This window comes from Azohydromonas australica DSM 1124 (assembly GCF_000430725.1).
GTDB classification, from domain to species: Bacteria; Pseudomonadota; Gammaproteobacteria; order Burkholderiales; family Burkholderiaceae_C; genus Azohydromonas; species Azohydromonas australica.
In genome coordinates, this window is the sequence record NZ_KE387204.1 from 121596 (window position 1) to 136889 (window position 15294).

Here is a 15294-nt window from a genome sequence, read left to right on the forward strand (position 1 = left end):
CCTTCAGTTGGCGAGCTGCAAAAGCCCGTGGTTCAAGTCCGGAATGCGCGGCTCAGGCCGCTCTTGGCTTTGGACGCCGTGGAATTGCCGTTGGCCTTGGACTTCTTGGGCTTCTTCACCCCGAAGCTCTCGGTCAGCCGGTCGAGGACGATGGCCAGCAGCACCACGCCCAGGCCGCCTTCGAAACCGATGCCCACATCCAGCCGCTGAATACCGCTGATCACATATTCACCCAGCCCGCCGGCGCCAATCATCGACGCGACCACGACCATGGAGAGCGCCATCATGATGGTCTGGTTCACGCCGGCCATGATGGAGGGCAGGGCGTTGGGCAGCTGGATTTTCCAGAGCAGTTGAAGGTCCGTGCTGCCAAACGAGCGGCCGGCTTCCATCAATTCTGGACGAACCTGGGCGATACCCAGCGTCGTGAGGCGCACGACGGGCGGCATGGCGAACACGATGGTGGCCAGCACCGCCGGCACCCGGCCCAGGCCGAAGAGAATCACCGCCGGAATCAGGTAGACGAAGGCGGGCATCGTCTGCATGAAATCCAGCAGTGACCGCAGGACCAGGCCAACGCGTTCACTTCTCGCACCCCAAATACCCAGCGGAACACCGACGGCGAGGCTGAGCACGGTGGCCGCAATCACCAGCGCCAGCGTGGAAACGGTCTGGGTCCACAGGCCCATGTAATTGATGGTACCCAGGGCCAGGCCCACGAAAATGGCAAAACCCACACCGCGCCGCCATACCGCCAGGCCCACGAAAAGCACCAGCATGGCAACGAAGGGAACGGCGGTCAGCCCGTCTTCGAGCAGCTTGACCACGGTATCGAGCGCGGCCGAGAAAGCATTGAACGCGCCGCTGAATTCTGAGAACAGCAGGTTGACCAGCTGTTCCGCGGATTGTCCGATGATTGAGGAGTTCATGCCATTCTCCGTTCCATGACCTGCTTGAGAATCGTGCGACAGGACACCACGCCCGCGAGCCGCCCGGTGGCGTCCGTCACGGGAACGTCGTGTTCCTGGTTCAAGGCGATTTCGGCGAGCTGGTGCAAATCAGCCTCCAGCGAAACCGCGGTGGTATTGCGCAGGAACGCGTCCTGAATCGAAGCGTGCCCGGCCTTGTGGATCGATGCCCGGGAAACGCAGCCTTGATAATGGCCCGTCTCATCGCAGACATAAGCGTATTCCACACCCTTGTCGATGAGCTGATTCAAATAACGCTCGGCGGATGCCCCCGGGTTGCAGGTGATCAGGTTTGCATCAGCCCCCGTCAGCATGCTCGATGCCTTGAGAAAACGGGACACATCGACGTTGCGGAAGAAATCCCGCACGAATTCGTCTGCCGGCGATTGAATCAGCTCGGCTGGCGTGCCGACCTGGATCAGGCAACCGTCCTTCATGATCCCGATCCGCCCGCCAATCTTGATCGCCTCGTCGATGTCGTGCGAAATGAAGACGATGGTGCGCTGCTCTTCCTTTTGCAGCCTCAGCAGCTCGTTCTGCATTTCGGAGCGAATCAGCGGGTCCAGCGCCGAGAAAGCCTCGTCCATCAGCAAGACCGCCGGGTTCACGGCCAGCGCCCGCGCCAGCCCCACGCGCTGCTGCATGCCGCCCGAGAGCTCGCTGGGGTGCAGCTTGGCGTAAGGAGCCGAGGCCCACGCGCGCCAGGGCAGCTTGGGCCACGCCGTAGCGCTCCGCCTTCTTGACGCCGGCGACTTCCAAGCCGTAGGCCACGTTGTCCAGCAGGTTGCGGTTCGGCAGCAGCGCAAACGACTGGAACACCATCGCCATTTTCTGGCGGCGCACGGCCTGCAATTCCGACGCTGACATCGGCGCGATATCCCGGCCCTCCAGGACCACCTGGCCGGCAGTCGGCTCGATCAGCCGGTTCAAAAGCCGGACCAGGGTCGATTTACCGGAACCGGACAGCCCCATGACGACGAAAATCTCGCCCGCCTTGACGGACAGGCTCACGTCCTGGACCGCGACCATGTTGCCGGTCTGCTGGAAAATATCGTCGCGGCCAAGTCCCTGCTTCATCAACTGCAGCGCACGCTCGGGTTTGGGCCCGAAGATTTTCGACAGGTTCCTGACCTGCAGCAGCTCCGTACCGGTGGCCGCGACGGCCCGGGCTGCGGTTGACGTGGCCGCTGCCTTGAGTGCACCCGGATGTACCGCGGCGTCTTGAGTGAATGTCAGCGTCGTAGTCATTACCAAACCTCAACTTCCAAGTCTTTGGCTGCCGTTTTGAATTGCAGCCCGGAGCCGGCGAAGGCGCAGGAATCGGGCTTGCGCCTTCGCCCCACCTGTATGGCGAATCAGATGTCGCCTGCCTCGCTGTCGCTGAGATCCAGCCAGATGGTCTTCAACTGGGTGTACTGGTCGTGCGCGTGCACCGACTTGTCCCGGCCGCCGAAACCCGATTGCTTGTAGCCGCCAAACGGGGTGGTGGAATCGCCTTCGCCGAAGGAATTCACGGTGACCGTGCCGGCCTTGATCGCGCGCGCCGCCCGCAAGGCACGTGTGCCGTTGGCGGTGAATACCGAGGCGGTGAGACCATATTCAGTGTCGTTGGCCATGGCTACGGCCTGCTGCAGGCTGTCCACTGTCAGCACGGACAGAATCGGCCCGAAAATCTCCTCGCGCGCATGCCGCACGCCGTTGTGCTCCACTTCGACGATGGTCGGGTGCACGTAGCGCTCGTCACTGGTCACGCCGCCGTAGAGCACCTTTTCGCCCTGGTCCAGGAACGATTTGACCTTGGAGAAATGCGCGGGGGAAACCAGCGGCCCAATACGGTGCGCAGGGTCCATCGGATCACCCACGCGCCAGGCATCGGCCAGCTGGAAAACCTTTTTCAGCAGCGGTTCCTTGATGACCTTGTGGACGATGAGCCGCGAAATGGCGGAGCAGTTCTGCCCCATGTTCCAGAAGGCGCCGTTCACGATATGGGTAGCCACGGCATCGAGATCGGCCACGTCGTCCATCACGATGCAAGGGTTCTTGCCGCCCAGCTCCAGCACCACTTCCTTGAGATTGCTCTCCGCGGCGTATTTCAGGAAGCGACGCCCTGTCACGGTGGAGCCGGTGAACGACACGGCGTCAATATCCATGTGGCGGCCGATGGGCTCGCCGACGCCGGAACCGGAGCCGGTCAGCACGTTGAGAATGCCGGGCGGCACGCCTGCTTCCAGCGCCAACTCCGCCACCCGCAGCGCGGTCAGGGAGGTTTCCGCCGCGGGCTTGATCACCAGCGCATTACCGGCCGCCAGCGCCGGGCCGATTTTCCAGGCCAGCATCAGCAGCGGGAAATTCCAGGGCAGCACCAGGCCCACCACGCCCATGGGCTCCCGCACGATCATGGCCATGTGGCTGTCCGACGCCGGGGCCACCTGGTCGTAAATCTTGTCGATGGCCTCGGCGTGCCAGCGCAGGCAGTGGATGGTTTCAGGAACGTCCACCGTCTGACAGTCGAAAATGGTCTTGCCGCTATCCAGGCTTTCCATCACCGCCAGTTCCTGGACATTCGCTTCGAGCAGGTCGGCCAAGCGCAGCAGCACTTTCTTGCGGCTGGCCGGATGCAGCTTGGACCAGCGGCCGTCTTCCAGGGCGGCGCGCGCATGCGAGACGGCAATATCCACGTCCTCCGCTGAGCAGGCCGGCAGATTCGCCAGCACTTCGCCCGTGGCCGGGTTGGTGGTCGAAAAGGTCGCCCCGGATGCCGCGGCATAAGGCTCGCCATTGACGATGGCCTTGCTCGGCAGCCTTAACTGCTTGGCCAGCTGTTGGTACTCGGTTTTGCTCAGCAATTCAGACATGTCAATTTTCCTGTTGCGTCAGATAAGGAAAGCAAGGGGCGCCTCGACGGCGTCTTGCAAATAGGGTCACTTCGCATTCCCCGGACCTCGGCCCGAAGGGCTACGGCAGCGGGGCCGCAGGCCGGGCTCGTTCGTTCGCGCTGGCCGGCTCCATGGCGTGCCCCGCTTCTGCCTGCGCCTGCGGTTCGACATTTGCACTACTGACTGTCTACAAATAGTAGACGAGAGGGCAAATTTTTTTACTGGGGTTTGTCCTAGGCGCATCGCCGGCGGACGGGGAATGCTGCTATCGCACGAGGCTGGCGTCGCAGGGACGGTGCCGGCAAGGACCCGGCAACAACGATAGGCGAGGCGCCGTCGCCCGTGATGTCGCCTGCGACACGCCCGAAGCGGATTGCGACAGCGTGCGCGGCCTTGCGGCCCAGGCCCCGCGCGCACTTGGCAGCGGGAAGGGCGGCGGCCACGAGCGGCTGGACGCAGTGTGGAGACATGGGCTGCGTTCTCGTTTGAAAGATGCCCGGCGTTCGCAAGCACCGTGCCAGTCCTGCCTTGGCGCGCCATTGACGCGTCATCGACGCCCAACGGATGGGCCTTCCAGCGCTGCATCACGTCCAACGGTGGCTCCACCGCGCCCGAACTGTCCCAAGCCGGCACGGGCATGCCGTGTCGGCATGCAATTCATGTTGCTTTATCAACCACCATGCGATTGGTGCCCGTCCACAGGCCATCGTCTGAGCCTGCACATCGCCAACCCAAGTGGCGAACCGGACCGCGCCGAAGTCTCAATCAAGTGCATGCGGCCCTTTATTGGGGCCTGACGCGAGCGCCGTGCGCCGCCAAGGTGCACGGCCGGCCACGGGTCGATGCGGCCCTGCCGCGCGCTGAGTTTCGGGCCGGTGGAGGGACCATGCAAACGCGCACGCTAGGCAGTGCCTAGCGTGCGCGTACAAGTTGACCGTGTAACGGTCCCGGCTTCTGCGCGGGTCGCTGCTGCCCCGGCCGCGGGCCGGGGCGAAGGCCGCTTCGGACTCAGAAGGTGTGGGTGATGCCCACGCCGTAGGTGTTGGCCGAGTCGCTCACGAACTTCTTGTGCGCCACGTCGCCGTAGACTGTCGTGCGCTTCGACAGCGCGTAGTAGGCGCCGCCGCCCAGCACCTTCACGGCCTTGACGCCGTCGACGTCGACCTGGCCCCAGCCACCCTTGAACGTGGCGGCACCCAGGGTGTACTGGACGCCGGCCGTCAGCGCCTTCGCCTTGGAAGCGCCCGCCTTGCTGACGTTGTAGGCGGCCATCACGGCCACGGAAGAAACGGTGACCTTGGCGCCCACGAAATTGTCGGTATCGCCCGCGCTGTTGCGGCTGTGCGCCCCGATGGCGGCCAGGTTTTCGCTGTTGTAGGTCACGGCCGTGCCCAGCGGCCGGCGCACGTCGCCTACTGCCTTTTCAGGCGATCCGCTCAAATGCAGCGCAAAACCGCCGAACGTAGGCGAATCGTAAAAGATGCCGTTGTTCAGGCGGCCATATTCCGGCGTGCCGCTGTTGCCGCGCGGATCGGAAGAAAAGTTGTAGTGCCAGGTATCCCAAGCCGGCGAAGCGACCCGGTTGAAGTTGTACCAGGGGTCGAATTGCCAATCCAGGCTGTTGATGGCGTCCAGGCGGCGGCCGAATTTGACCGTGCCGAAGCGGCCTTTCAAACCCACCGTCGATTCGTCGTGCCAGAACGGCTTCGTGGCGCTCTCCAGCGCGCCCGTGCCGGTGTCGAAGCGGGTGCTGAGCCTGAAGATGGCGGACAGCCCGTCGCCCAGGTCTTCCGCGCCGCTGAAGGCGACGAAGCTGCGCTGGATGGGGCCCACGTTCCACACGTGGCTGGTGTCCCGGTAGACGCCCACGTCCAGGAATCCCGAGATCTTGACCTCGGACTGGGCCTGGGCGGCCGGTACGCCCAGCACCAGAGCGGCCGAGGCGAGCAACAGGCTGCCGCGCGTATTTGTTTTCATGAGGTACTTCCCTTCAGGCAGGTTTTGGCGGACGGCATGTCCGCCGGTTGGAGAAACCGGAAAATCTCGGGTCGCCACGATTTGCGCACGCATCGACATCCGCCCACGGCAGCATTCATCCGGCTCCGGGAAAAGCTGCCCGAAAGGTGGCTTATCAGTTATTCAATGAATGGAAGCCCAATGCCGTCTGACCCTGGAATATCAAGGGGCCAGCACGGCAGGATTTAGCCAATCTTTCTGATCAAAGCGGGAAAAGTCTCTCGTCATGCCTGTGAGGGCGGGCGTGACGAGGTTTGTTTCAGTCGCGACGCCACAGCGGAATCAGTGTTCAAGCACCTGGCGTGACACGCTTCAGCCGTACACCGGGAAGTCGCGCGTCAGGTTGCCGACCTGGGCCCGCACGTCGGCCAGCGTGGCGGGGTCGTTCGGACGGTCCAGCAGGTCCGCGATCAGGTGGCCCACCTTGCGCGCTTCCTCTTCCTTGAAGCCGCGGGTCGTCATGGCGGGCGAGCCCAGGCGGATGCCGCTGGTGACCATCGGCTTCTCCGGATCGTTCGGGATGGCGTTCTTGTTGACGGTGATGTGCGCCTCGCCCAGCAGCGCCTCGGCCGCCTTGCCTGTGAAGCCCTTGGCGCGCAGGTCCACCAGCATCACGTGGCTCTCGGTGCGGCCGCTCACGATGCGCAGCCCACGCTCGACCAGCGTCTCGGCCAGCGCCGCCGCGTTCTTCACGACCTGCCGCTGGTAGCGCTGGAACTCGGGCTCCAGCGCCTCCTTGAAGGCCACCGCCTTGGCGGCGATGACGTGCATCAGCGGCCCGCCCTGCAGCCCCGGGAACACGGCGCTGTTGATGGCCTTCTCGTGCTCCGGGCGCATCAGGATGATGCCGCCGCGCGGCCCGCGCAGGCTCTTGTGCGTGGTGCTGGTGACGATGTCGGCGTGCGGGATCGGGTTCGGGTACTCGCCCGCGGCGATCAGGCCCGCATAGTGCGCCATGTCCACCATCAGCAGCGCGCCCACGTCCTTGGCGACGCGCGCGAAGCGCTCGAAGTCGATGCGCAACGCATACGCCGAGGCGCCGGCGATGATGATCTTCGGGCGGCTCTCGTGCGCCTTGCGCTCCATGGCGTCGTAGTCGATCTCTTCCTGCTCATCGAGGCCGTAGCTCACCACGTTGAACCACTTGCCGCTCATGTTCAGCGCCATGCCGTGGCTGAGGTGCCCGCCCTCGGCGAGGTTCATGCCCATGAAGGTGTCGCCCGGCTTCATGAGCGCCATGAACACGGCCTCGTTGGCCTGGGCGCCGGAATGGGGCTGCACGTTGGCCGCCCAGCCATGCTGGTCGGCGCCGAAGAGCAGCTTGACCCGCTCCAGCGCGAGCTGCTCGGCCAAGTCCACGTACTCGCAGCCGCCGTAGTAGCGGCGGCCCGGATAGCCCTCGGCATACTTGTTCGTGAGCTGGCTGCCCTGCGCCGCCATCACGGCCGGCGAGGTGTAGTTCTCGCTGGCGATCAGCTCGATGTGCTGCTCCTGGCGCTGGTGCTCCTGCTGGACGACGGTCCACAGATCCGGGTCGACGGCTTTGAGGGTCTGCTTGCTGTAGCTGAACATGGAGAAATCCAGAGGTCGGTTGCGGAAGAGCCCATCTTCCCGGCACGAGGTTCAGAGTGCGGCGCGGACTGCGTCGCCCGCCATGCGATTCATGACATCGCCTCAATCGAGGCAGAAAAGGGTTCAGCGCGCGACCACGCGCCCCACCTGGCGGACTTCGCGCGGGCTCATGCCAAGCTCCTTGCGCACGAAGCGCGAGAAGCTGGCCCCGTCGTGGAAGCCGCATTCGAACGAGACCTCGGTGACTTCGAGGTCCGTGTTCTGCAGCAGCCAGCGCGCGCGCTCCAGGCGCAGTCGGGTGCGGTACTCCGCGGGGCTCAGGCCCACGTCGCGCTGGAAGCGGCGCTCCAGCTGCCGGCGGCCGATGCCCAGCGGCTCGCACAGCTCGTCGATGGGCGCGGGCGACTGCAGTTGTTGCTCCAGCAACAACATGGCCTTATGCACCATCGTGTCCGTGGAGCGCACGGACATCACTTCCTCGGGCTGCAGCGTGCGCGAGGGCAGCGGCTGCTCCTCGATCATGATGCGCAGCGCCTTGACGGCGCTGGCGCGCCCGATGGAGCGCTCGATGAGGTGCGCCGCCAGGTGCACGACGCTGGTGCCGCCGGCGCAGGTGAGGCGGTCCCGGTCGGCGACGAACATCTGGTTCGACACGATGCGGCACTCCGGGAACTCGGCCACGAATTCCTCGCGGTGGAACCAGCTCACGCTGGCCAGGTAGCCGTCGAGCAGGCCGGCACGCGCCAGCACGAACGAGCCGGTGCACAGGCCGACCAGCTTCACCCCCGCTGCCGCGGCCTCGCGCAGGAAGGCCGTGAGGCGGGGCTGCACCCGCTGGCCGCCATGCAGCAGGCCGCCCACCACGACCAGGTAGTCGTAGTCCTGGGGCGACTCCAGCGGTGCATTGGGCACCACGCTGGCGCCGCAGCTGGACGTGATGGGGCCGTCCGAGGTGTCCAGGATCGTCCAGCGGGCGAGCAGCTGGCGGCTCCGGTCACCCTCATCGGCGGCGAGCCGCAGGGCATCGACGAAGCCCGCGAACGCCGTCAAGGTGAAGCGGGGCGCAAGCAGGAAGCCGACGCGCAGCTTCGGTTCGGTTTTTTCTCGTGCGTGCGATTTCATGAGGGACAGCTCCCATGCCCAGCCACCCGGCCGGAATACTGGCTCAGACGCCCTTGGCGATGTGTGCCACGTTGCGCTTCAGGGTGGCGACGATCTGCTGAAGCTCATTCTTTTCCGCCTCGTCCAGTCCCTGCAGCGGCGCACGCACGCCACCGGGCCGCAGGCCGCTCAGCGCGCAGCCGTGCTTGATGGACTGCACGAATTTGCCGCCTTCGAGGAAATCCATCAGCGGCATCATTTCGGACATGATGCGGCGGCCCTTGTCGAAATTCTTCTCGACCACGCAGGCCTCGTACAGCGCGACGTGCTCGTGCGGAATGAAATTCGAACCCGCGCACACCCAGCTGCGCGCGCCCCAGGCGAAGAATTCCAGCGCCTGGTCGTCCCAGCCGCAGGACAGCGCGATGTGCGGGTAATGGCGCGCCAGCTTGTGCACGCGCCCCATGTCGCCCGAGCTTTCCTTGATGGCCACGAAATTCTTCGAGCCGGCGATGGCGGCGAAGAATTCATCGCCCATGCTCACGCCCATGCGGGCGGGGTAGTTGTAAAGCATGATGGGCAGATTGGCCGCGCGATCGACGGCCAGGGCGTGGGCCGCATTTTCACGCTCGGTCGGCAGCGCGTAGGGCGGGGAACCCACGAGCAGCGCATCGGCCTGGATTTCCTTGGCCGCCTTGGCATATTCGACCGAATCCTCGGTGCGGACGGCGCCGGTGCCGACGATCAGCGGCAGGCGGCCGTTGATGACGTCCTTGGCGTGGGCCGCGAGCTCGAATCGCTCCTGCGCGGTGTGCGCATAGTATTCGCCCGTCGATCCGCCGATGATGATGCCGTGGACCTTGGCCTCGATCAGGTATTCGAGCACTTCGGCGAATGCCGCCTTGTCGATGCTCCCATCGTCGCGCAGGGGCGTGATGGCTGGGGTGTAGATGCCTTCAAACTTCATCATGATTTCTCCATCGGTACGGGAACGGTATTCCCAGGCAAATGAGGCGGGCCTGTTCAGCTTTTTCCAGCCGTTTTCAGCTTTCCTTGCCGGCGCGGTGCTGTCCCCACATCAGGTTCAGGTTCACCCCGAGCGAGAGCAAGGGTTCCGGGGGATTCCGGTTGGGGCCGGGCGAGGACAAGAGAAACTCGATCAGATCGTTGCGCTCGCCTGCCAGCCAGTCCGCCAGCAACGTGCCGGTGACCGTGCCGCGCGTGACACCCAACCCGTTGCAGCACAGCGCGCCATAGACGTTGGGCGCCAGCAGTCCAAACTGGGACAGGTGATTGCGCGCCAAGCTCAGCGCGCCGCCCCAGGTGTATTCGAAATCCACGCCCTGCAGCATCGGGAAGCGGCGCTCGAACGATTCGCGGTGCCGCTTCACGAAACGCTCCAAATACTTCGGCTGGCTGCGGCCGTCCGGATTGAAGCTGAAGCTGTTGCGCACCAGGATGCGGTTGTCCACCGTGCGGCGCAGCGTGGTGCCGAACGGGTCCGCGGGAATGACGCCCCAATAAGGCTTGCCGCCGAGGCGGGCCTGTTCGTCCGCGGTCAGCGGCCGGGTCAGGCTGGCATAGGTGAATACCGGCAGCATGCTGCCCTTGAGAAAACCGAAGCTCATGCCGAAGGCGTTGTTGGTCAACACCAGCTTGTCGGCAATGATTTTTCCGTTGCGATGGCCGAGCACGGTCTTGTCGCCATATTCGACCTCGGTGATGGGCGTGCGCTCGTAAAGCGTCACGTTCTTGGGCAGACTGTCGGCCAGGCCTTTCACGAGCGCGGCGGGCTGGATCAGCAGGGTGCCCGGCGTGAACAGGGCCTTCTTGTAGAAATGCGTGCCGATGTGCTCGGGGAGCTGCTTTTCCTCGACCATCTCGTAAGCTTGGCCGAGCTTGTCCAGGCCTCGCCGGTAAGCGTCGAGCACGGCGACGCCCCGCTCCTCGATGGCCGCCTGGTATTTGCCGGCAGGCCGCATCTGGCAGTCGATGCGGTGCTGCTCGACCAAGTCCTTCAATATCCCCTGGCCCGTCAAGTTCAGCTTCAGGCTGGTCTTGGCGGTGGCAATGTCCCCGATGTAATCATCGGCGCCGATGTCGTGGGGAAGGTCGATCGCGAAACCGGCATTCCGGCCTGACGAACCGTAGCCAACCTGCTGTGCCTCGATGAGCACGATTTCCTCATCGGGGAAATTCAGCGCCAGTTGCCGGGCCGCGGCCAGGCCGGTGAAACCCGCGCCGACCACCACCCAGCGGGCCTTACGGGTGCCGGAATGGGAAGGCCGTGGCTGCCGCGCCGGGCTCAAATGGAACCAGCCGCAGGAAGCGTCGTCGGCGGGGAGGGAGCTTACTTTGGTCATTTTGGCAACCCGAATCTGCAGCGCGGTTGAAGCGAAAATCTGAGGGCGACCGTCAATAGGCGATCTGCACATGGACGCCTTCCGGCGTGGAATACTCGGCCAATCGATGCCGCGACAGCTCGAAATGCGTGCGCACCGCCTCGCCCGCCGCGTCCGAATCGTGGCGCTCGATGGCCTCGATGATGCGGTCATGCTGCTCCACCGCCAATTCCAGGTCCTGCTGCATGTCGGGCGTGGTCGGGTGGCGGTAGAAAATCTTGCCGAGCCGAGCATGGTCCAGCTGCAAGCGGCGCAGGCTCGCCATCAAATAGGCGTTGTGCGCCATCTTCCCGATTTCGTGGTGGAAGCTGTCGTTGTAGAGCACGCGCTGGGCAACGTCGTTGTTCTCGATCGCGGCGCGAAAGCGTGCCTGAATGCGCTTCAATTCCCTGATCTCGGAAAGCGTGGCATTGGCGGCCGCCAGCTGCGTCGTGGCGATGTAGATGAGCGGCGCCGCCAGGAAAAAGCTCCTCAGCGACTGGAAATTCATCGAGGAAACCCGGGCGGCCCGGTTCGCCTCCAGCTCGATATAGCCCTCGGCCGCCATCTGCCGCAGAAGCTCGCGCACCGGCGGCCTCGAAAGACCGAATTCCTCACCCAGGGACTGCTCGTCCACCACGGCGCCCGGCGCCAACTCCATGCTCGTGATGCGCTGCCGCAGCGTCTCGCCCAGCAGCGTCTTCCGATCCACGGGAACGGCCACGCTCAGCGAAGCGTCGCCCACAGCCTGTACCTTCATGGAACCCATGTCCGACGGCATCACGATTTCCAATGTCTACGATTTGTAGACACAGTGTAGGTCACTCGTAGACGGGCTGTCCATAGGGTTTGCATGGACGGTGGTTGGAGGTGAGCCGCGGCCGGGACAGGCGACCAGTCGCCGAGCGCATCGGGCGCGGCCGTGGTGGCCGCAAGGCGGACTCCGCCCGCAGAACTCAGGTGGAGAGGAGCAAAGAGAGAGGAGAAGGCTCAGCGCCGCGCGCGGGGCCAGGCACCAGGGCAATGGCCGCGTACGGTCTCAGCCGTGCGGCGCCGGTCGCAGGGCGATGAGCTGTGCCCCTGGAGAGGGAGTCAGGTCAGGAAACCGGACCTCGCGCCTGCCTTGGACGCGAGACGCGGAATGAGGGCGCGCAACGCATGCATGCGCGCGTTGCGCCGGCCAAGCCGCCTCCCGGCGGCGCCCAGGCCGGCGGCCTTCAGCTCAGAAGCTCAGCGGAACCTCGACCCCTTCAGGAGCGGCGTATTCGGCCATGCGGTGCCGCGACAGCTCGAAATGCGCGCGCACCAGGCGCCCGGCGGCTTCGGCATCGTGGCGCTCGATGGCCTCGATGATCTGGTCGTGCTGCTCCACCGCCTTGTCCAGGTTCTCCGCCATGTCCTGGGTGGTGGGATGGCGGTAGAAGATTTTTCCGAGCCGGGCATGGTCGATCAGCAGGCGGCGCAAGCTGGGCATCAAATAGGCGTTCTGCGCCATTTTCCCGATCTGCAGATGAAACTCGTCGTTGTAGATCACACGGCCTTCGACGTCGTTTTGCTCGATCGCGGCACGGAAACGCTTCTGGATCAATTTCAATTCGTTGATCTCGGTGCGCGACGCGTTCGCCGCCGCCAGTTGCGTCGTGGCAATGTAGATCAGCGGCGCCGCCAGGAAAAAGCTCCGCAGCGACTGGAAATTCATGGAGGACACGCGCGCCGCCCGGTTGGCCTCCAGCTCGATGTACCCCTCGGCCGCCAACTGCCGCAGCAGCTCACGCACCGGCGGCCTCGAAAGGCCGAATTCCTCGCTCAGCGCCATTTCGTCCACCACGGCACCGGGCGCCATTTCCATGCTGACGATCCGCCGCCGCAGCGTTTCTCCCAAAACCGTTTTACGGTCGCTGGGCACCTCGGCAAAGGCTTGCGAGGTATTTTCCTTTTCCGCTTTCGTTTGAGCCGTGGATGCGGGCATGGCAATCGGTCCTTTCTGCAGCTTTTAGAACTGTAGTTTATTCTTAGACAATATGTCTATCAAGGTTTAACTGGCTATCGCCTTGCGGGGGCGGCGCCTGCAAATCCACATCTTCGCATCGGCGCCCATACTGGCGCGCATGGCCTACTACCAGCGCATCGCCACCGAAAGCTTCACCTTCCCCGACCTGCGCACGCTGCTGGCGCGCGCCAGCCCCGAGCGCTCCGGCGACCGCCTCGCCGGCGTGGCGGCGGCCTCGGCGCGCGAGCGGGTGGCGGCGCAGATGGCGCTGGCCGAGGTGCCGCTCACGCGCTTCCTGGAGGAAGCCGTGGTGCCCTACGAGCAGGACGAGGTCACGCGGCTGATCCTCGACACCCACGACGACGCCGCCTTCGCCCCGGTGCGCCACCTCAGCGTCGGCGGCCTGCGCGACTGGCTGCTCTCCGACGAGGCCACGCCCGAAGTCCTGGCCGCCCTGGCGCCCGGGCTGACGCCGGAGATGGCGGCAGGCGTGTCCAAGCTCATGCGCAACCAGGACCTGGTCCTGGTCGCGCGCAAGTGCCGCGTGGTCACGCGCTTTCGCGGCACGCTGGGCCTGCCGGGCCGGCTGGCGACGCGGCTGCAGCCGAACCACCCCACGGACGACCCGGCCGGCATCGCCGCCGCCATCCTCGACGGGCTGCTGCTGGGCAGCGGCGACGCCGTCATCGGCATCAACCCCGCCGGCGACGACGTGGAGCAGGTCACGGCGCTGCTGCGGCTGCTCGACGCGGTGATCGACCGCCACCAGATTCCCACCCAGTCCTGCGTGCTCACGCACGTGAGCAACACGCTGCAGGCCATCGGGCGCGGCGCGCCGGTGGACCTGGTGTTCCAGTCCATCGGCGGCACCGAGGGCACCAACCGCGCCTTCGGCATCGACCTGGCGCTGCTGGCCGAGGCGCAGGCCGCGGCGCTGGCGCTGGGCCGCGGCCACGGGCAGGTGATGTACTTCGAGACCGGCCAGGGCAGCGCGCTCTCGGCCGGCGCGCACCACGGCTGCGACCAGCAGACGCTGGAGGCTCGCGCTTACGCCGTGGCGCGGCGCTTCGACCCGCTGCTGGTCAACACCGTCGTGGGCTTCATCGGGCCGGAATACCTGTTCGATGCCAAGCAGATCCAGCGCGCGGGGCTGGAGGACCACTGCTGCGGCAAGCTGCTGGGCCTGCCCATGGGCTGCGACGTCTGCTACACGAACCACGCCGAGGCCGACCAGGACGACGCCGACACGCTGCTGACGCTGCTGGGCGTGGCCGGCGTGAACTACGTGATGGGCGTGCCCGGCGCCGACGACGTGATGCTGGGCTACCAGAGCACCTCCTTCCACGACGCGCTGTACCTGCGCCGCGCCCTGGGCCTGCGCCCCGCGCCGGAGTTCGAGGCCTGGCTGCAGCGCATGGGTTTTGCCGATGAGCAGGGCCGGCCCGCCGGGCAGATCCCGGCCGGCTTCGCGCAGGCGCTGCTGCCCCAGCTCTGAACAGGAGAACGCCATGGCGCAGGACGACGCTCCCGACTCCGCCCCGCCGCCGGCCGCTGGCGCCGCGCTCCCGACCACCGCCGATGCCGGCGCCACCGGGCTCTGGACCCGGCTGCGCCGCCATACGCCCGCGCGCATCGGCCTGCCACGCAGCGGCGTGAGCCAGTCCACCGCGGCGCAGCTGCAGTTCCAGCTCGCGCACGCCCAGGCGCGCGACGCGGTGCACCAGGCGCTGGACCTCGCCGCGCTGGCGCAAGCACTGCAGCCGCGGGGCCTGCCCCACGTCGCGCTGCACAGCGCCGCGCCCGACCGGGCCACCTACCTGCAGCGGCCAGACCTGGGCCGGCAGCTGGATGCCGACTCGCGCGAACGGCTGCAGGCGCTGGCGCAGACGACCGGCCCGGCCGCGTCCCCGCGCTTCGACCTCGCGCTGGTGCTGGCCGACGGCCTGTCCGCCCAGGCCGTGCAGGCCCATGCCCCGGCGCTGCTGGCGGAGCTGCTGCCGCGGCTGCGCGACGACGCCCAGCCCTGGCGCCTGGCACCGCTCACGCTGGTCGCGCAGGGCCGCGTGGCGCTGGGCGACGAGGTGGGCGAGCGGCTGGACGCCGCGTTGGTGGCGGTGCTCATTGGCGAGCGCCCAGGCCTGAGTGCCCCGGACAGCCTGGGCATCTATCTCACCTGGGCGCCGCGCGTGGGCTGCGTGGACGCGCAGCGCAACTGCATCTCCAACGTGCGCCCGCAGGGCCTCTCGTATGCGCTGGCGGCGCGGCGCCTGGCCTGGCTGCTGCGCGAGGCCCGCGCACGCGGCACCAGTGGCGTGGCGTTGAAAGACGAAAGCGGGACGCAGCAGTTGCAACTGCAGCGCTGAAGGCACCGGCGTCGGAATACGGCTTGC

General features: G+C 65.9%; 11 protein-coding genes and 1 pseudogene. 2 read left to right on the forward strand and 10 right to left on the reverse strand.

Going from position 1 to position 15294, the window contains the following annotated elements:
• Window positions 1-32 precede the first annotated feature (32 nt).
• The 10 genes and pseudogenes from H537_RS0122410 to H537_RS0122455 all read right to left on the reverse strand — a co-directional run bounded on the left by H537_RS0122410 (window position 33) and on the right by H537_RS0122455 (window position 12883).
• Complete coding sequence (locus H537_RS0122410) at window positions 33-929, reverse strand: ABC transporter permease (RefSeq protein WP_028999633.1); 897 nt, start codon at window positions 927-929, stop codon at window positions 33-35.
• Window positions 926-2216, reverse strand: a pseudogene (locus H537_RS44820) (quaternary amine ABC transporter ATP-binding protein). The gene H537_RS0122410 and the pseudogene H537_RS44820 overlap by 4 nt, the downstream one beginning before the upstream one ends.
• A gap of 107 nt (window positions 2217-2323) precedes the next feature.
• On the reverse strand, window positions 2324-3823 hold the full coding sequence (locus tag H537_RS0122420) for an aldehyde dehydrogenase (RefSeq protein ID WP_028999634.1): 1500 nt from the start codon (window positions 3821-3823) through the stop codon (window positions 2324-2326).
• Between the two features lie 1029 nt (window positions 3824-4852).
• Window positions 4853-5821 (reverse strand): porin, encoded by a 969-nt coding sequence (locus H537_RS0122425; protein WP_028999635.1) that lies wholly within the window; start codon window positions 5819-5821, stop codon window positions 4853-4855.
• Window positions 5822-6172: 351 nt separating this feature from the next.
• Complete coding sequence (gene glyA / locus H537_RS0122430) at window positions 6173-7432, reverse strand: serine hydroxymethyltransferase (RefSeq protein ID WP_028999636.1); 1260 nt, start codon at window positions 7430-7432, stop codon at window positions 6173-6175.
• Window positions 7433-7555: 123 nt separating this feature from the next.
• On the reverse strand, window positions 7556-8554 hold the full coding sequence (locus H537_RS0122435) for a GlxA family transcriptional regulator (protein ID WP_043459638.1): 999 nt from the start codon (window positions 8552-8554) through the stop codon (window positions 7556-7558).
• 43 nt (window positions 8555-8597) lie between these two features.
• Window positions 8598-9500 carry a dihydrodipicolinate synthase family protein gene (locus H537_RS0122440; RefSeq protein WP_028999638.1) on the reverse strand — a complete coding sequence of 301 codons (903 nt, stop codon included), beginning with the start codon at window positions 9498-9500 and terminating at the stop codon, window positions 8598-8600.
• Between the two features lie 76 nt (window positions 9501-9576).
• Window positions 9577-10896 (reverse strand): NAD(P)/FAD-dependent oxidoreductase, encoded by a 1320-nt coding sequence (locus H537_RS0122445; RefSeq protein ID WP_028999639.1) that lies wholly within the window; start codon window positions 10894-10896, stop codon window positions 9577-9579.
• Window positions 10897-10948: 52 nt separating this feature from the next.
• Window positions 10949-11683, reverse strand: coding sequence for a GntR family transcriptional regulator (locus H537_RS0122450; protein WP_028999640.1), 735 nt, complete (start codon window positions 11681-11683; stop codon window positions 10949-10951).
• 453 nt (window positions 11684-12136) lie between these two features.
• Window positions 12137-12883 (reverse strand): GntR family transcriptional regulator, encoded by a 747-nt coding sequence (locus H537_RS0122455; protein ID WP_043459640.1) that lies wholly within the window; start codon window positions 12881-12883, stop codon window positions 12137-12139.
• A gap of 139 nt (window positions 12884-13022) precedes the next feature.
• Between H537_RS0122455 and H537_RS0122460 the strand changes: the two genes are divergently transcribed.
• Window positions 13023-14399 (forward strand): ethanolamine ammonia-lyase subunit EutB, encoded by a 1377-nt coding sequence (locus H537_RS0122460; RefSeq protein WP_043459773.1) that lies wholly within the window; start codon window positions 13023-13025, stop codon window positions 14397-14399.
• 13 nt (window positions 14400-14412) lie between these two features.
• Window positions 14413-15267: an ethanolamine ammonia-lyase subunit EutC gene (gene eutC / locus H537_RS44825; RefSeq protein WP_084150876.1), complete on the forward strand. Its 855-nt coding sequence runs from the start codon at window positions 14413-14415 to the stop codon at window positions 15265-15267.
• Window positions 15268-15294: the final 27 nt, after the last annotated feature.